This is a genomic window from Pseudomonas sp. B16(2017) (assembly GCF_002113205.1).
Taxonomy (GTDB): Bacteria; Pseudomonadota; Gammaproteobacteria; order Pseudomonadales; family Pseudomonadaceae; genus Aquipseudomonas; species Aquipseudomonas pharyngis.
Window position 1 is genome coordinate 217,642 of record NZ_NEKA01000009.1, and the last position, 17,627, is coordinate 235,268.

The following is a 17,627-nucleotide window of genomic DNA, read 5'->3' on the forward strand; positions in this document are numbered from 1 at the left end:
CGGCCCGGCTTTTAACCGCAATCGGCCAATTGCAGGGAAGATTAGGTCATGCATCGGTTTTACGGGATGTTGCGGCACCCTTGAGTGCCAAACCGGTCACAAGTTTGCGACCGATGGCTCAAGGCACCCCTGGCGCCGCCGATAACCTGCTGACAGGAGACCCTTCATATGCTGCCACCGATGCTCCCCCTGAGCGCCGTGCCGATCACCTCCCAGCAGGATCCGATCCGCCAGCGACCGGATATTCCCCCTGTGGTGCCGGTGCAGGAAAGCTCCAACGAAAGCACCATCGACCTGCAAAAGCGCGACCCGGAAGAAGACGGCTATCTGCTGCGCGAAGAGCAGCGCCGCCAGCAGGAACGCGATCGCCGCCGCCGCGAAGCCGACGACGACCCCGAAGCGCACCTCGCCGTGCCCGGCACCGAACTGAACGCCGACAACACCGTGCCGGTGGCGCCGTTGATGGAAGATCAGCCGCGTCAGGGGCTTTGGGTCGACATCGAAATTTGAGGTCGGGCGGCCAGCTCTGTCAGGTTTTCCAGCAACACGTCGATTTCTTCTTGTGTGTTCAAGTAGCTCACCGCCACCCGCGCAATATTTGTCAGCCCGCGCGCCTGCATGTCCAGCGGCGTGTAGGCCACGCCATTGGCGCCGATGTTGATTCGCCGTTCGGCCAACGTCTGCTTCAGCGCCACGCTGTCCCAGCCTTCGAGCGTGAAGGCGATCAGCCCGGATTGTTGATTGGCCGCGCCGAGATCCCTCAGTGTCAGACCGGGAATCGCCTTCAGTCGTTGGCGCAATCCGCTGCTCAGTTGTTCGATGCGCTGGCGGACGGGGATCGCGCCGAGGCGGTTGTACTCCTCCAGCGCATTGGCCAGACCGGCCAGCAGGGCCAGCGATACCTCGCTGGTTTCAAAGCGGCGGGCGTCGTCACGCAGGGTAAAGCGCTTGCCGTCCCACGGCGCCGACAGTACATCGCGTTGCACGGGGAGCAGCCGTTGCAGGAATTGCGGCCGGATGTACATCAACGCCGTGCCGCGCGGCCCGCGCAGGAACTTGCGTCCGGCACCCTTGAGCACGTCGCACTGCAAGGCCTGAACATCGCAGGGCAACTGTCCCAGTGCCTGGCCGGCGTCGATGAAATAAGGGATGCCGTGGCGCCGCGCGACATTGCCGATCTGCGCGGCGGGGTTGATCAGACCGCCGTTGGCCGGCAGCCAGGTCAGGGCGATCAGACGTACCTGGCCGTCGATCATCTGCGCCAGGGCTTGCGGATCGACCGCACCTTTGGCATCGCAAGGAATCACTTCGAGCCGCGCGCCGGCCTTCACCGCTTCGGCCATGCACGCCAGATTGCCGGCCCATTCATGGCGACCCACCAGAATCCGTTCGCCGGGCTGCCACGGCCCCAGCGCGTTGAACGCCTGGCTCCAGGCCGCCGAGCCGCTGCTGGCGAAGGCGATGTCTTCGGGCTGGGCGTTGAGCAGGGCGGCGGCCGCATTGCGCGCGCGTTCCTGGACCCGGTTGTCTGCCGACTCCATCGGCCCGCCGAGTGCTTCGCGTTGCAGCTGTTCGATCACTGCATCGAGGGTGGCGTGGCTTGGCAGTGAGGCGCCGGCGTGGTTGAAGTGGATCACCTGGGCGCAGCCGGGCGTGACGGCGCGCAGACGCAAGATGTCGTCGATGTTCACGGCTTGAGCTCGAAGATTGCGTCGATTTCCACCGCGACGCCGGCCGGCAGGCTCGCCACGCCGACCGCGGTGCGCACGTGTCGGCCCTTGTCGCCGAGGGCGTTGACCAGCAGATTCGAGGCGCCGTTGGCGACGACGCCCTGAGCCTTGAAGTCCGGCGTGGCGGCCACGAAAACCCCGAGGCGCAGAATGCGCACCAGTTTCGACAGGTCATCGCCCAGCGCATGGCTCAACTGGGCGAGCAGGCCCAAGGCAGCCAGTTCAGCGGCGTTGACGCCTTCTTCGTCGGAGATCGCTTCGCCCAGTCGGCCGATGAACGCAGGTTTGCCGTCGAGCAAAGGAATCTGCCCGGAAATGAACAACTGATTCTGGCTGACCACATGGTTGACGTAATTGGCGATCGGCTGGCTCGGCTCGGGCAGGCGCAGGCCGAGTTGTTGTACGCGTTGGCTGAGGGAATCGGTCATGGGAAGTCCTCCTGAGTGAGGGCTTCAGCATGTTAGTGCGAGCGAAGGGCGACAAACGGATAGATTTAATCCGACGCATCCAAAAAACTCATGCGTTTGCGGTTTCCTCCAGCCACTCGCAGAAACTCTGCGCCGCCGGTGTGGGCGGGCGTTGCGGGGTTACCAGCCAATAACCGATCTCGCCGAGCATCGGCGGCGTGTCGAAGGCTGGCACCAGCGCGCCTTCCTTGATTCGCCGTTCGATCATTCGCTGGCGGCCCATGGCAACGCCCTGGCCGGCAACCGCGGCTTCGACGACGATGTTGTAGTCGTGCAGCATGACGCTGGGCACATGAGTCAGATCGATGCCGCTGTGTTGCTGCCAGTCGATCCACTCGAACGGCTGGTACGACTTGGCCATCAGCAACGGCCCTTTGCTCACGCCCTTGGCCTTGAACGCCGGGCTGCACACCGGCGTCAGGGTCTCGCCCATGAACCGGCGGGCCTGAACTTTCGGCCAGCCGCCCTTGCCGTAGCGGATCGCCAGATCCACCTCGCCGGCGTCGACATCCGCCAGTTGTACGGCGGGCAGCAGTTCGACGTGGATGTTCGGGTAAGTTGCGTTGAAATCCGCCAGACGCGGCGCCAGCCACAAAGTGGCGAAAGAGGCGAGCAGACCGATGCGCAGGTTGGTGGGACGCTCGCCGCGCAGGTCGTGGGTGGCGGCGGCAATCGCGGCGAGGGCCGGTTCGATCTGCCGGTAGTAATGTTCGCCGGCGACCGTCAGATCGATCGCCCGGGTGCGGCGCACGAACAGTCGCTGATCGAGGAATTCTTCGAGTTTGTGCACCTGATGGCTGATCGCACTTTGGGTCACCGACAGCTCATCGGCAGCCTTGATGAAACTCAAATGGCGGGCCACGGCCTCAAAGGCACGCAAGGCCATCAGCGGTGGCAGGTCCTGATGCAGGGGCACGGCGCAGATCCTTCGGATTCAGGGCGAGGCGCCGATTGTGCAAGCAAATCCGGTGGGCGGTACATGAAATGTTGTAGAGGGTTCAGGCGAGTGGCTGGTCAGCGTTCGCGCCAGGCCGCATTATTGGCGCAGTCCTGCCGGTGATCCGGCAGTTGTGATTCAGTCCAAGCGATGCACCGAACGCCATGAGCCAAGACGACAAGCTGATCGACCTCAACACCGAACGCGCCAAGCGGGTTCATGACCTCAATGAGAAGCGCCTGAATGAAGTACGCCAGGCTTTCGAGCAGGCCATGCCGTTGGGTAAACCGAAGAAAAAGCCGAAAAACAAACCGAAAAAGCGTTGATCTCCCCTGCATCCGTTGATGCAGGTCAGTTATTTCCCTTCCTTTCCTCCTCTCTGTGACCGGCATTGATCCCGGTCAATTCCTGCGCCTGCCTGATTGGTTAACTTAGTTCCATCGCAGCAAAGCAGGGGCCAGGAGGCCAGTCATGTTTTTCGATAACGTGGTGTTTGCCGGGGTCCTGACTGTGGGCCTGATGGTTCTGTTTTTTGCAGGGTTTGGATTTTTTATCTGGAAGGATGCGAACAAGCGCAAGAAGCCTTGATTCTTCCGGGTTTGATGAGCACGCAAGGCATTTTGGGCAACTTCGGTTGCCCTTTTTTTTGTGTCTTGGCGGCCGTTGGGCCGACCATGCTTTGGGTTGTTTGGGGTGAATATCCGATGCTGCGGTAACGGCTTCTTAGGGTTCCGCCCTTACGGCGGGTCACTTTGGCAAACGCCCCAAAGTAACCAAAACGCTGGGCCCCGGCGTTCGGCGCCTCGCTGAGGCTCGGCGTTCCTTCGTTCCGGTATTCATCCGGGGGCATCGCCTACGGTTTGCTTCGCTGCACCTCCTCTCGATGCATGCGGCTTCGCCGCACGGTCGCTGCGCTCCCACCCCCGGATAAATCCCTCCACTCAGCCTTCCGATGGGGCCGGCACGTCAAGAGCGGTACTCGAGCTAACGCTCATCGTGTTGAGTGGTTAGAGGCGAAAAGCGACTGCTTTTGCTTTTGCTTTGATCGTTCCCACGCTCCGCGTGGGAATGCAGCCCGGGACGCTCTGCGTCCCATTTCTGGAAGCAACAAAAAAGGCGTGATCCTTTCGAATCACGCCTTCTTCACTACATCAATCTATCAGCTACCCAGCGCCTTCGACGCCAGCCAGAACAGGCCGGCCGACAGGGCCACGGTGGCCGGTAGGGTCAGGACCCAGGCCAGCAGGATGGTTTTCACCGTGCCGCCTTGCAGGCCGCTTTTGTTGGCGACCATGGTGCCGGCCACGCCCGAGGAGAGGACGTGGGTGGTGGACACCGGCAGGCTGAAGATGTTGGCCATGCCGATCAGGCTGGCGGTGGTGATCTGGGCCGACATGCCTTGCGAGTAGGTCATGCCTTGCTTGCCGATCTTCTCGCCGATGGTCAGTACCACGCGTTTCCAGCCGACCATGGTGCCAAGGCCCAGGGCCAGGGCGACCGCCAGAATCACCCAGAACGGGGCGTATTCGGTGGTGGTGGTCAGGTCTTTGCGCAGTTTGTCCAGGTCAGCCTTTTCACGCGGGGCGAGGCCTGGCAGTTTGCTGACTTTCTTCGCAGTGTCGTCCAGGCAGAGCAGGTAACGACGCACTTCGATGCGGCTTTCCGCGGACAGCGAGTGGTAGTCGGCTACGCCTTTGAGGGTGTCGAGCAGGGCGGCGATGGTCGGTTCGGTCTGTTGCGGATTGCAACGGAATTTCTCCGGCAGGTCGCCTTCCACGCTTTTGCCCAGGGCCAGGAATTCACCCAGGGTGTCGGCGTTGCGCTTGTAGAACTGGCTCAGGTGCAGGGTCGCGTCGCGGGTACGTTCGATCTGGTAGGTGGTGCTGTTCAGGTCGAGTACGAACTGCGCAGGCACGATACCGATCAGTACCAGCATGATCAGGCCGATGCCTTTCTGGCCGTCGTTGGAGCCGTGCACGAAGCTTACGGCCATGGCCGAGATCACCAGGACCAGGCGGTTCCAGAACGGTGGGTGCTTCTTGTCGTCGATCTTGCGGCGCTGTTCCGGCGTCTTGTGCATCTTCGACAGCGGACGCCACCACTTCAAGCCGATCAGCACCAGCGCGGCGATCAGGAAGCCGGCCATTGGCGAGAACACCAGCGAGGCACCGATATCGATCGCTTTCTGCCAGTTGACCCCGTCGGCCAGTGGAATTTCGTTGATCAGGGCGTTGGCCAGGCCGACACCGAGGATCGAACCGATCAGCGTGTGCGAACTGGAGGCCGGGATACCGAAGTACCAGGTGCCCAGGTTCCAGGCGATCGCGGCGGCGAGCAGCGAGAACACCATCGCCAGACCATGGCCGGTGTTCACGTTGATCAACAGTTCTACCGGCAGCAGGTGCACGATGGCATACGCCACGCCAACGCCGCCCAGCAGTACGCCGAGGAAGTTGAACACGCCCGAGAAGAACACCGCCAGGTGAGGCGGCATCGCTTTGGTGTAGATAACAGTGGCTACCGCGTTAGCGGTGTCATGAAATCCATTGATGAACTCGAAGGCGAGGACAAATGTCAGGGCGAGCAGGAGGCTCACAAGCACCCAGGCATCCAGTCCGCTGAATAAATCGATCATGAAGGTTTTCTGACCCGGTCATAAGGGGGCGCGATTATGCCAGAAAAGACTGGAAATCGATCCCCTACCTGCTCATCGGTAACATTCTTCAACGAATTAATTTGTATCAGGGGGCATTACCCAAGCTTTTTGCAGGGATTTTCAAGCCTTTGATTCTATTGGGAAAAATGCGAGGAGTCGGGGGGTTGGCCGGTTGTCGGGAGGGGGCTGAAACTTGTATGAAATATCTGAGAAACGCGTCTGACATGCTCCCAGCCTGTGCAATACAGGGGGAGTTGGCCGCTGCCCGCGGGTAGCGGGCGCGCAAGGCATCGTCAGCCCACCGTGCTTGTAACCCGGTGAGTACGCTTACCCTCGAAAGATGCAAAGGACGGCGTCAAGGCTCTTCGGCTTTGAGTTCCTCTTCCATTTTTTTCAGTTCTTGCTGGAAGACCTGATCCTGAACGGTAGGGCGTTTACGCCAGGCTTTGCGTTCTGGTTCGGGCTGGGCGGCGTAGGTGGTGACTTCCCCGCCGTAAACTTCCTTGTAACGTTGTTCCTGGCGCTCAAGTTCCGCGCGCAGTTCGTCTTTCGTCACAGTGCTACCTGTATGAGTTGAGAAAAATGTCTGGTGAACGCACTGCACGAATCATTTAACCGAATCGCCAACAAGGACTTGCCTGTACAGGCAGCGGTGTTGTCGGGAAGACGGTCAGGACTTCCATGTAGCAGGCGGCTACGGCACCAGATTAAAACTGACGCAGCATCAGTTTCCTGTTTCAGCGAGCGCGCTGGCGGTGCATGAATAATGAGCATCAGGCGCTGGCCGGGGCCGGCAGCGATGGACATCGCGCCAGCGGGTGGCACCGTCGGCAAATAAAAGCGCGGTGTCACTGAGGTGCATTATAGCGGCCGAATCGGGATTGCCTATCTTTGCCAAGTTAAAAACGGTTCTGGATGTGTGATTGTTTTGTGACGTCCAACTTTCATCAATAGTTGCATCGCCGTTGCGCAGTGTTTGATTTCTGGCGCCATTTAGTCGGACAACTAAGGCGCTTAAACCGCACCGGCGTTCCAAGTTCAAATCTGTTGCGCACAATCCAAACGAGGAGGTGAGGGCGATTGCGATTATCGGTCGACGGTTCGATAATCGCCCGGTGTTGGCGGTCTGTCGCTTGTGTATCTGCCGACGAGCCGCTTGTATAGCCGTTGATCCGAACAAGAAAAAAAGGACCTGACATGAACGATCAAATGCGCAATTCCTTCACCTCGGTAGCGCCGCCGATCGTCGCTTCGCCGGCCAAGCGTATCCAGGCCCTGACCGGCGATCCGGATTTCATGACCTCCCTGGCCCGTGGCCTGGCGGTGGTGCAGGCGTTTCAGGAGCGCAAGCGCCACCTGACCATCGCCCAGATCAGCCACCGCACGGAAATTCCCCGCGCCGCCGTGCGCCGTTGCCTGCACACACTGATCAAGCTCGGCTACGCCACCACCGACGGGCGCACTTATTCGCTTCTGCCGAAAGTGCTGACCCTCGGTCACGCCTATCTGTCGTCGACGCCGCTGGCGGTCTCGGCCCAGCCGTACCTCGACCGCATGAGCGAGCAACTGCACGAGGCCTGCAACATGGCCACGCTGGAAGGCGACGACATTCTCTACATTGCCCGTTCGGCCACCACCCAGCGTCTGATTTCGGTGGACCTGTCGGTGGGCGGGCGCTTGCCGGCGTACTGCACGTCTATGGGGCGAATCCTGCTGGCGGCGCTGGACGACACCTCGCTGCGCGAATACCTCGACCACGCCGAACTGGTGGCCAAGACCAGCCGCACGATTCACACCCCCGACGCCTTGCTCGAATGTCTGCAGGAAGTCCGGCAGCAGGGCTGGTGCATCGTCGATCAGGAACTGGAACAAGGTCTGCGTTCGATTGCCGTGCCGGTGTATGACGCTTCCGGCCAGGTGGTGGCCGCGCTCAATGTCAGCACCCACGCCGGTCGGGTCAGTCGTACCGAGCTCGAGCAGCGCTTTCTGCCGGGCCTGTTGAGCGCCAGTCGCGACCTCAGTGCGCAGTTGTTCGCCTGATGAAGCTGTTCGATAAACGCACAGAGTTGCGTTTATCGAATTGACGCTAAAACCCCCGGATCATTAATGTCGCGGCAGCGTCATCCGGCGCGTATGTGAATGAGCCCGCCGGATCGTCGACTCCCATAATAATGACAAGAGGCAACTTCCCATGCGCACGTTCCCCGACTGTCGCCGCTCCCGTTCCTGTTGCCGGTATTAGCGCAACGCCTGATTTCTTCCTTATATAGTTGTGACCGTGCCGCTCTCTGGCCGGCCGCCGTTCGACTGCGTTTTCTTGCGTGGAATAAAAATAATGAACCAGCCTCAGTCCGCTGTAGGTCACTGCCTCGACGTGCAGTCCTTCATCAATGCCCAACCGATTTCGCGCTATCAGTGGCGCGTCGTGATCCTGTGTTTCCTGATTGTGTTCCTCGATGGCCTCGACACCGCGGCCATGGGTTTTATCGCGCCGGCCCTGTCCCAGGACTGGGGCATCGACCGCGCCAGCCTCGGCCCGGTGATGAGTGCCGCGCTGATCGGAATGGTCTTCGGTGCGCTGGGCTCCGGGCCGCTGGCTGACCGCTTCGGGCGAAAAGTCGTACTGGTCGGCGCGGTTTTTCTGTTCGGTGCTTTCAGCCTGGCGTCGGCCTACGCCACCAATGTCGATCAGTTGCTGGTGCTGCGTTTCCTCACTGGTCTGGGACTGGGCGCCGGGATGCCGAACGCCACCACGCTGCTGTCGGAATACACCCCGGAGCGCAAGAAGTCCCTGTTGGTGACCAGCATGTTCTGCGGCTTCAACCTGGGCATGGCCGGTGGCGGGTTTATTTCGGCCAAGTTGATCCCGGCATTCGGCTGGCACAGTCTGTTGCTGATCGGCGGGATCCTGCCGCTGATCCTCACCGTGGTGTTGCTGCTCTGGCTGCCGGAGTCGGCGCGTTATCTGGTGGTGCGCAATCGCGGCACCGACAAGGTGCGCAAGACCCTCGCACCCATTGATCCTGCCATCGTCGCGCAGGCCGCGAGTTTCAGCGTGCCGGAACAGAAAACCGTGAAAGCGCGCAACGTGTTTGCGGTGATTTTTTCCGGCACCTACAGCGTCGGCACGTTGCTGCTGTGGCTGACCTATTTCATGGGTCTGGTGATCGTGTACCTGCTGACCAGCTGGCTGCCGACCCTGATGCGCGACAGCGGCGCAAGCATGGAGCAGGCGGCCTTCATCGGCGCGTTGTTCCAGTTCGGTGGGGTGCTGAGTGCGGTGGGCGTAGGCTGGGCGATGGACCGCTTCAATCCGCACAAGGTCATCGGCATTTTCTACCTGTTGGCCGGGGTGTTTGCCTACGCGGTCGGGCAGAGTCTGGGCAACATCACGCTGCTGGCGACCCTGGTGCTGGTGGCGGGCATGTGCGTCAACGGTGCGCAGTCGGCGATGCCGTCCCTGGCAGCGCGGTTTTATCCGACGCAGGGCCGGGCGACCGGTGTGTCGTGGATGCTCGGGATCGGCCGCTTCGGCGCGATTCTCGGAGCGTGGATGGGCGCGACCCTGCTGGGCCTGGGCTGGAATTTCGAGCAAGTGCTGACGGCGCTGGTGATTCCGGCGGGCCTGGCCACCGCAGCGGTGGTGATCAAGGGTTTGGTCAGTCACGCGGACGCGACCTGAGTTTCATTGCAGGATCGTTCCCGCGTCGAACTGGCCGCAGAGGTTGCTCCGCGTTCGGCTTCGGAAGGGACGCGGAGCGTCCCGGGCTGCATTCCCAGGCAGAGCGTGGGAACGATCAGCGGCTCTCCCGCACGCAGTGCGGGAGTGATCATTAGGCAGATAACAATCTGTTCGATAAACGAACACTCAGTCGATTATCGGATTGTTTGGTGAAAATCAGCGGCTTAATCTTCAGTGACTCCGGCGCAGAACCTCGCGCCTTTTTATTCACTGGCGATTCATTACAAAAACGGGAGCCCGCTCCATGGCTGAGATCCTTTCGCTGCACGACGCGGTGAAGCAATTCGTCAACGACGGCGATACCGTCGCGCTCGAAGGCTTCACTCACCTGATCCCTACGGCGGCGGGTCATGAAATCATTCGTCAGGGCAAGAAAGATCTGACCCTGGTGCGGATGACGCCTGACCTGATCTACGACCAACTGATCGGCGCCGGCTGTGCACGCAAGCTGATCTTCTCCTGGGGCGGCAACCCTGGCGTGGGTTCGCTGCACCGTCTGCGCGACGCGGTCGAGAAGCAATGGCCGCACGCGCTGGAAATCGAAGAACACAGCCACGCCGACCTGGCCAATGCCTACGTCGCCGGCGCCTCCGGCCTGCCGTTCGCGGTGTTGCGGGCCTACGCCGGTTCCGACCTGCCGAAGGTCAACCCGCTGATCAAATCCGTGACTTGCCCGTTCACCGGCGAAGTGCTGGCGGCGGTGCCGTCGGTGCGTCCGGACGTGACCGTGATCCACGCCCAGAAAGCCGACCGTCAGGGCAACGTGCTGCTGTGGGGCATTCTCGGTGTGCAGAAAGAAGCCGCACTGGCCGCCAAGCGTTGCATCGTCACCGTCGAAGAAATCGTCGACAACCTCAACGCCCCGATGAACGCCTGCGTGCTGCCGACCTGGGCCTTGAGCGCGGTCTGCCATGTACCCGGTGGCGCGCATCCGTCCTACGCCCACGGTTACACCGAGCGTGACAACCGCTTCTACCAGGCGTGGGACCCGATCGCTCGCGACCGTGAGACGTTTACCGCGTGGATCAACGAATACATCCATGGCTGCGCTGACTTCAGCGAGTTCCAGGCCAAGTTGGCCGCTGCTTCGGAGGCCAAGTAATGACCTACACCACCAATGAAATGATGACCGTCGCCGCAGCCCGTCGCCTGAAGAACGGCTCGGTGTGCTTCGTCGGCATCGGCCTGCCGTCGAAAGCCGCCAACCTGGCGCGCCTGACCTCGTCGCCGGACGTGGTGCTGATCTACGAGTCCGGCCCTATCGGCGCCAAACCCAGCGTATTGCCACTGTCGATCGGTGACGGCGAGTTGGCGGAAACCGCTGACACCGTCGTGCCGACCGGTGAGATTTTTCGCTACTGGCTGCAGGGCGGGCGCATCGACGTCGGTTTCCTCGGCGCAGCCCAGGTCGACCGTTTCGGCAACATCAACACCACCGTGGTCGGCGACTATCATCAGCCGAAAGTACGCCTGCCGGGTGCCGGTGGCGCGCCGGAGATCGCCGGTTCCGCGAAAAGCGTGCTGATCATCCTTAAACAGTCGGCGCGTTCGTTTGTCGACAAGCTCGATTTCATCACCTCGGTCGGCCATGGTGAGGGTGGTGATTCGCGCAAACGTCTGGGCCTGCCGGGCGCCGGTCCGGTCGGGATCATCACCGACCTGTGCATCATGGAGCCAGAAGAGGGCACCCACGAATTCGTGGTTACCGCACTGCACCCGGGCGTGACCCGCGAGCAAGTGGTCGCCGCCACCGGTTGGGCAATCCGTTTTGCTGACAACGTTGACACCACCGCCGAGCCGACCGAAGTCGAGCTGACCGCCCTGCGCGATCTCGAAGCCCGCACCGCAGCGGCCCACGGCCAGGCACCGGGAGAAGCATGATGCGCGACGTTTATATCTGCGATGCGATTCGTACCCCCATCGGTCGTTTCGGTGGCGGTCTGGCGGCTGTTCGCGCCGACGACCTGGCCGCCGTGCCGATCAAGGCCCTGATGGAGCGCAACCCGTCGGTGGATTGGAGCGCCATCGACGAAGTATTCCTCGGCTGCGCCAACCAGGCCGGTGAAGACAACCGCAACGTCGCGCGCATGGCGTTGTTGCTGGCGGGTCTGCCGGACAGCGTTCCGGGCGTCACCCTCAATCGCCTCTGCGCGTCGGGCATGGATGCCATCGGCACCGCGTTCCGCGCCATTGCCAGCGGTGAAATGGAGCTGGCGATTGCTGGCGGCGTCGAGTCGATGTCCCGCGCACCGTTCGTGATGGGCAAGGCTGATGCGGCGTTCTCGCGCAACATGAAGCTGGAGGACACCACCATCGGCTGGCGTTTCATCAACCCGCTGATGAAGGCCCAGTATGGCGTTGACGCGATGCCGCAGACCGCCGACAACGTCGCCGACGACTACGAAGTTTCCCGCGAGGATCAGGACGCTTTCGCCCTGCGCAGTCAGCAACGTACTGCCGCTGCCCAGGCTGCCGGCTACTTCGCCGAGGAAATCGTTGAAGTGCGGATCGCCCACAAGAAGGGCGAAACCGTGGTCAGCCAGGACGAACACCCCCGCGCCGACACCACGCTAGAAGCGCTGAGCAAACTGAAACCGGTCAACGGCCCGGACAAGACCGTCACCGCCGGCAACGCTTCGGGCGTCAACGACGGTGCCGCCGCGCTGATTCTGGCCTCGGCCGAAGCGGTGAAAAAACACGGCCTGACCGCTCGCGCCAAAGTGCTCGGGATGGCCAGTGCCGGGGTCGCGCCACGGGTGATGGGCATCGGTCCGGTGCCGGCGGTGCGCAAACTCACCGAACGCCTCGGCGTGGCGGTCAGCGATTTCGATGTGATCGAACTCAACGAAGCCTTCGCCAGTCAGGGCCTGGCGGTGCTGCGTGAACTGGGACTGGCGGACGACGCGGCCCAGGTCAACCCGAACGGCGGCGCGATTGCCTTGGGCCACCCGTTGGGCATGAGCGGCGCGCGGCTGGTGCTGACTGCGCTGCATCAGCTGGAAAAGACCGGTGGCAAGAAAGGTCTGGCGACCATGTGCGTCGGTGTCGGCCAGGGCCTGGCCCTGGCCATCGAACGCGTCTGACGCAAGCCGTGACGAAAAAGAACAGAGGAAAGCGAAATGACTGACAAGCCTGGTTACCGCCGCCCGCAGGAAGGCACCCAGCCGCCGTACCTGCACCCGACCTATCAATCCACCAATCTGCGCTCGCCGTCCAAGCCGTTGGTGTTTCTGCCGCATTCGCTGTCGGAAATCACTGGGCCGACCATCGGTGCCGAGCGTGTGGCCGATACCGACAACGATTTGACCGCCCAGCATCAGGGTGAACCCCTCGGTGAGCGGATCATCATTCACGGGCGTGTGCTCGACGAAGACGGTCTGCCGGTCCCGGGAATTCTGGTGGAGATCTGGCAGGCCAACGCCGCCGGTCGCTACAACCATGCCCGTGACCTGCACGACGCGCCGCTGGACCCGAATTTCACCGGCACCGGCCGCACCGTGACCGACGCCGACGGCTGGTATCAGTTCCAGACCATCAAGCCCGGCGCCTATCCGTGGGGCAACCACCACAATGCCTGGCGTCCGGCCCACGTGCATTTCTCGCTGTTCGGGCCGAGCATCCTGACGCGCCTGGTCACGCAAATGTATTTCCCGGGCGACCCGCTGCTGGCCTACGACCCGATCTACAACTGCGTGCCGGACACCTCGGCCAAGGAACGCCTGATCGCCGCTTTCGATCTGGAAAAAACCATTCCGTCCTACGCCCTCGCTTATCGCTGGGACATTGTGCTGCGCGGCCGCGAAGCCACGCCGATGGAGAAATGAGATGACCCTGACTGCGACCACGTCCCACACCGTCGGGCCGTATTACCACATCGGCCTGACCTGGCTGAACCGTGAAAACCTCGCCAACGAACTGACCCTCGGCCAGCGCGTGGCGATCACCGGGCAAGTGGTGGACGGCAACGGCGATGTCGTCAACGACGCCATGCTCGAAGTCTGGCAGGCCAACGCCGCCGGCAAATATGACCACCCGGAGGACGAGCAGGCCAAGCCGCTCGATCCGAATTTCGAAGGCTTCGGCCGGGTGCCGGTGGATGCGGAAGGGCGCTTTCGTTTCACCACCATCAAGCCGGGCACGGTTGAAGGCCTGAAGGGCTCGACCCAGGCGCCGCACCTGGTGGTGCTGGTGTTTGCGCGCGGTCTGGTGAAGCACTTGCTGACGCGGATCTACTTCGAGGGTGATCCGGCGAACGTCAATGATCCGCTGCTCGAATGCGTACCGGCCGAGCGCCGCGATACGTTGCTGGCGAAGCCGGACGCGGCGGGTGTCTATCAGTGGAATGTGATCCTGCAGGGCACTGATGCGGAAACTGTGTTCTTCGATTACTAAAGTCATTACACATCCCCTGTGGGCGCGGGCTTGCTCGCGAAGAGGGTGTGTCAGTCGACAGTGATGTTGGCTGATCCAACGCCTTCGCGAGCAAGCCCGCTCCCACAGAGATTTGCGGCGCAGAGTGTCTGTGGAACGGGGCTGTTGCAAAGTGTGTCTAGACTCTCACTGTCCCTATCGAGTGAAAAACAATGACAACCCTCACCTCCCATTACACGGGTGAAGAGCGCAGCAAGCGCATCTTTGCCATTGTCGGCGCGTCGTCCGGCAACCTCGTCGAATGGTTCGACTTCTACGTCTACGCCTTCTGCGCGATCTATTTCGCCCCGGCGTTCTTCCCCTCCGACAATCCCACGGTGCAGCTGGTCAACACGGCAGGCGTATTCGCCGCCGGGTTCCTGATGCGACCGATCGGCGGCTGGATTTTCGGCCGGGTCGCGGACAAGCACGGGCGCAAGAACTCGATGCTGATCTCGATCCTGATGATGTGCTTCGGTTCGTTGCTGATCGCCTGTCTGCCGACCTACAAGGACATCGGCGTCTGGGCGCCGCTGCTGCTGTTGTTCGCGCGTCTGCTGCAAGGCCTGTCGGTGGGCGGTGAATACGGCACCACCGCGACCTATATGAGCGAAGTCGCACTCAAGGGCCAGCGCGGGTTCTTCGCCTCGTTCCAGTACGTGACCCTGATCGGCGGGCAACTGCTGGCGGTGCTGCTGGTGGTGATCCTGCAACAGTTCCTCTCTGAAGAAGAATTGCGTGCCTACGGCTGGCGGATTCCGTTCGTGGTCGGTGCGGCCGCCGCGCTGATTTCGCTGTTCCTGCGCCGTTCGCTGAAAGAAACCACCAGCAAGGAAATGCGCGAGAACAAGGACGCCGGCAGCATCCGCGCACTGTTCCGCGATCACAAGGCTGCGTTCATCACCGTGCTCGGCTATACCGCCGGCGGCTCGCTGATTTTCTACACCTTCACCACGTACATGCAGAAGTACCTGGTGAACACCGCCGGCATGCACGCCAAGACCGCCAGCTACATCATGACCGGCGCGCTGTTCCTGTACATGTGCATGCAGCCGCTGTTCGGCATGCTCGCCGACAAGATCGGCCGGCGTAACTCGATGCTCTGGTTCGGTGGCCTCGGCACGTTGTTCACGGTGCCGATCCTGCTCAGCCTGAAAAGTGTCGGCAGCCCGTTCCTGGCTTTCGTGCTGATCACCGTGGCGCTGGCGATCGTCAGTTTCTACACCTCGATCAGCGGTCTGGTGAAAGCCGAGATGTTCCCGCCGGAAGTCCGCGCCCTTGGCGTCGGTCTGGCGTATGCAGTGGCCAACGCGATCTTCGGCGGTTCGGCAGAATACGTCGCCCTGAGCCTGAAGGCCGGCGGCATGGAAAACGCGTTCTACTGGTATGTCACGATCATGATGGCCGTGGCGTTCCTGTTCAGCCTGCGCCTGCCCAAAGAAGCGAAGTATCTGCACCACGATCTTTAAACCGATGCGCGCGGGCCACAACGGCCCGCGCCGGCAAGGACTGTTTATGACTCAGCGACCGGGCAATCAATTGTTCGATGCCTACTTTACTGCCTGCGATATGCGCGACGTGTTCTGCGATCAGGGTCGGGTGCAGGCGATGCTCGACTTCGAAGCGGCGCTGGCCCGGGCCGAAGCGCGTGTCGGGTTGATTCCGGCGGGCGCCGTCGAGTCGATCGAAAACGCCTGCCGCGCCGGACTGTTCGATTTCGCAGCGCTGGGCGAGGCGATTGCCACGGCCGGCAATTCGGCGATTCCGCTGGTCAAGGCATTGGGCAAACAGATTGCCGCGACCGATGCCGAAGCCGAGCGCTATGTACATCTGGGCGCCACCAGTCAGGACGTGATGGATTCCGGTCTGGTGCTGCAATTGCGTCAGGCGCTGGAATTGATTGAAGGGGAACTGGCGCAACTGGCCGACGCTCTCGCCATTCAGGCGCAGCGCCACGCCGCGACGCCGCTGGCCGGGCGCACCTGGCTGCAACATGCGACGCCGGTGACGCTCGGCATGAAGATCGCCGGTTGGCTCGGTGCGATCACTCGCAGCCGTCAGCGTCTGCGCGAGCTCAAGCCACGGCTGCTGGTGCTGCAATTCGGTGGCGCCTCCGGCACCCTCGCGGCGCTCGGCGAACAGGCGTTGCCGATCGCCCAGGCGCTGGCCGAAGAACTGCACCTGACCCTGCCGGAACAACCGTGGCACACCCAGCGTGATCGCATCGTCGAGTTCGGCGCGGTGCTCGGTCTGATCGCCGGCAGCCTCGGCAAGTTCGGCCGCGACATCAGCCTGTTGATGCAGACCGAAGCGGCGGAAGTGTTTGAGCCGTCGGCGCCGGGCAAGGGCGGTTCCTCGACCATGCCGCACAAACGCAATCCGGTGGGCGCGGCGGTGCTGATCGGCGCCGCCACTCGCGTTCCGGGGCTGGTGTCGACGCTGTTCAGCGCCATGCCCCAGGAACACGAACGCAGCCTCGGTCTGTGGCACGCCGAATGGGAAACCCTGCCGGAGATCTGCTGCCTGGTGTCGGGCGCACTGCAACAGGCGCGGCTGCTGGCCGATGGTCTGGAGGTCGATGCTGCGCGCATGGCCCGCAACCTGGAGTTGACTCAAGGCCTGGTGCTGGCAGAAGCGGTGAGCATCGTGCTCGCGCAACGGGTCGGCCGCGACACCGCGCATCATCTGCTCGAGCAATGCTGCAAACGGGCGGTGGCCGAACAGCGCCATCTGCGTGCGGTCCTCGGTGACGAACCGCAGGTGACCGCCGAATTGAGTGCAACCGAACTGGATCATCTGCTCGATCCCGCCCATTACCTCGGCCAGGCACAGGTCTGGGTCGAGCGGGCAGTGGCCGAACACAACGCATTGTCTGACTGAAAGGAGAGGGCTGTGGCTTTCGTTCAACTCGCCGATGGCGAACTGCATTACTCATTGGAAGGCCCGGTCGATGCGCCGGTACTGGTGCTGTCGAACTCGCTGGGCACCGACCTGCACATGTGGGACGTGCAGATGCCGGCCTTTACCGAACATTTTCGCGTGCTGCGTTTCGATACGCGCGGGCACGGCCAGTCGCTGGTGACGCCGGGCCCTTACAGCATTGAGCAACTGGGCCGCGACGTGCTGGCGCTGCTGGATGCGCTGCACATCGAACGCGCGCATTTCTGCGGTCTGTCGATGGGCGGCCTGATCGGCCAGTGGCTGGGGATCAACGCCGGCCAGCGGCTGAACAAACTGATCGTCTGCAACACGGCGGCGAAAATCGGCGATCCGTCGGTGTGGAACCCGCGCATCGAAACCGTGCTGCGTGATGGCCCGGCGGCGATGGTCGCGTTGCGTGATGCATCGATTGCCCGCTGGTTTACTCCGGACTTTTCCGCCGCCCATCCGGCAGCAGCGAAGCAGATCACCGACATGCTGGCCGCGACCCATCCTGAAGGTTACGCCGCCAACTGCGCAGCGGTGCGCGATGCGGATTTCCGCGAGCAGTTGGCGTCGATCACGGTGCCGCTGCTGGTGATCGCCGGTACCGAAGATGCGGTGACGCCACCGTCCGGCGGGCATTTCATTCAGGAGCATGTGCGCGGCGCCGAGTACGCCGAGTTTTATGCGGCGCACCTTTCCAACGTTCAGGCCGGCGACGCGTTCAGCGACCGCGTGCTGACCTTTTTGCTGGCCGATTGAG

At 62.2% G+C, this 17,627-nt stretch carries 18 protein-coding genes; 13 read left to right on the forward strand and 5 right to left on the reverse strand.

The features are described from left to right. The first annotated feature begins 168 nt into the window (after positions 1–168). The gene (locus tag CAG25_RS17775; RefSeq protein ID WP_007959194.1) at positions 169–510 is read left to right on the forward strand and encodes a hypothetical protein; all 342 of its coding nucleotides are present in this window, start codon (positions 169–171) and stop codon (positions 508–510) included. On the opposite strand, the gene CAG25_RS17780 is transcribed toward CAG25_RS17775, so the two are convergent. From CAG25_RS17780 to CAG25_RS17790, 3 genes are all read right to left on the reverse strand, one after another. Further along, positions 480–1,691 (reverse strand): aminotransferase class V-fold PLP-dependent enzyme, encoded by a 1,212-nt coding sequence (locus tag CAG25_RS17780; protein ID WP_085612378.1) that lies wholly within the window; start codon positions 1,689–1,691, stop codon positions 480–482. The two genes, CAG25_RS17775 and CAG25_RS17780, sit on opposite strands and share 31 nt — an antisense overlap. Continuing rightward, on the reverse strand, positions 1,688–2,158 hold the full coding sequence (locus CAG25_RS17785; RefSeq protein WP_064593972.1) for a RidA family protein: 471 nt from the start codon (positions 2,156–2,158) through the stop codon (positions 1,688–1,690). The genes CAG25_RS17780 and CAG25_RS17785 overlap by 4 nt, the downstream gene beginning before the upstream one ends. 88 nt (positions 2,159–2,246) lie before the next feature. Next, entirely contained in the window at positions 2,247–3,113 is an 867-nt protein-coding gene (locus CAG25_RS17790) for a LysR substrate-binding domain-containing protein (RefSeq protein WP_085612379.1), read from the reverse strand. A gap of 185 nt (positions 3,114–3,298) precedes the next feature. Here CAG25_RS17790 and CAG25_RS28670 point away from each other — a divergent pair, with 185 nt between their 5' ends. Further along, entirely contained in the window at positions 3,299–3,460 is a 162-nt protein-coding gene (locus tag CAG25_RS28670) for a hypothetical protein (RefSeq protein WP_007959203.1), read from the forward strand. A gap of 145 nt (positions 3,461–3,605) precedes the next feature. Next, positions 3,606–3,722, forward strand: a complete 117-nt coding sequence (gene ccoM, locus CAG25_RS28985) for a cytochrome c oxidase subunit CcoM (RefSeq protein WP_007959205.1) — start codon at positions 3,606–3,608, stop codon at positions 3,720–3,722. Between the two features lie 571 nt (positions 3,723–4,293). Here the strand turns inward: ccoM and CAG25_RS17800 are convergent. Continuing rightward, entirely contained in the window at positions 4,294–5,769 is a 1,476-nt protein-coding gene (locus CAG25_RS17800; protein ID WP_039771417.1) for an inorganic phosphate transporter, read from the reverse strand. A gap of 376 nt (positions 5,770–6,145) precedes the next feature. After that, positions 6,146–6,346, reverse strand: coding sequence for a hypothetical protein (locus CAG25_RS17805; protein WP_007957826.1), 201 nt, complete (start codon positions 6,344–6,346; stop codon positions 6,146–6,148). 641 nt (positions 6,347–6,987) lie between these two features. Here CAG25_RS17805 and pcaR point away from each other — a divergent pair. From pcaR to pcaD, 10 genes are all read left to right on the forward strand, one after another. Continuing rightward, positions 6,988–7,830, forward strand: coding sequence for a pca regulon transcriptional regulator PcaR (gene pcaR / locus CAG25_RS17810; RefSeq protein WP_007917109.1), 843 nt, complete (start codon positions 6,988–6,990; stop codon positions 7,828–7,830). A gap of 295 nt (positions 7,831–8,125) precedes the next feature. After that, positions 8,126–9,472: an MFS transporter gene (locus CAG25_RS17815; protein WP_011332817.1), complete on the forward strand. Its 1,347-nt coding sequence runs from the start codon at positions 8,126–8,128 to the stop codon at positions 9,470–9,472. Between the two features lie 304 nt (positions 9,473–9,776). Beyond that, on the forward strand, positions 9,777–10,634 hold the full coding sequence (locus CAG25_RS17820) for a CoA transferase subunit A (RefSeq protein ID WP_003222404.1): 858 nt from the start codon (positions 9,777–9,779) through the stop codon (positions 10,632–10,634). Next, positions 10,634–11,413: a CoA-transferase subunit beta gene (locus tag CAG25_RS17825; RefSeq protein WP_085612381.1), complete on the forward strand. Its 780-nt coding sequence runs from the start codon at positions 10,634–10,636 to the stop codon at positions 11,411–11,413. Before CAG25_RS17820 ends, CAG25_RS17825 begins: the two co-directional genes overlap by 1 nt. Beyond that, complete coding sequence (gene pcaF, locus CAG25_RS17830) at positions 11,410–12,615, forward strand: 3-oxoadipyl-CoA thiolase (RefSeq protein ID WP_178076480.1); 1,206 nt, start codon at positions 11,410–11,412, stop codon at positions 12,613–12,615. The genes CAG25_RS17825 and pcaF overlap by 4 nt, the downstream gene beginning before the upstream one ends. Before the next feature lie 36 nt (positions 12,616–12,651). Continuing rightward, positions 12,652–13,356, forward strand: coding sequence for a protocatechuate 3,4-dioxygenase subunit beta (pcaH, locus tag CAG25_RS17835; RefSeq protein ID WP_011332820.1), 705 nt, complete (start codon positions 12,652–12,654; stop codon positions 13,354–13,356). A 1-nt stretch (position 13,357) separates the two neighbouring features. After that, entirely contained in the window at positions 13,358–13,924 is a 567-nt protein-coding gene (pcaG, locus tag CAG25_RS17840) for a protocatechuate 3,4-dioxygenase subunit alpha (RefSeq protein ID WP_039771428.1), read from the forward strand. Positions 13,925–14,115: 191 nt separating this feature from the next. After that, complete coding sequence (locus tag CAG25_RS17845) at positions 14,116–15,411, forward strand: MFS family transporter (protein ID WP_039771430.1); 1,296 nt, start codon at positions 14,116–14,118, stop codon at positions 15,409–15,411. Between the two features lie 46 nt (positions 15,412–15,457). Then, positions 15,458–16,822, forward strand: a complete 1,365-nt coding sequence (locus tag CAG25_RS17850; protein ID WP_085612403.1) for a 3-carboxy-cis,cis-muconate cycloisomerase — start codon at positions 15,458–15,460, stop codon at positions 16,820–16,822. Between the two features lie 12 nt (positions 16,823–16,834). Further along, entirely contained in the window at positions 16,835–17,626 is a 792-nt protein-coding gene (gene pcaD, locus CAG25_RS17855) for a 3-oxoadipate enol-lactonase (protein WP_085612383.1), read from the forward strand. The last annotated feature ends 1 nt before the right edge of the window (position 17,627 follow it).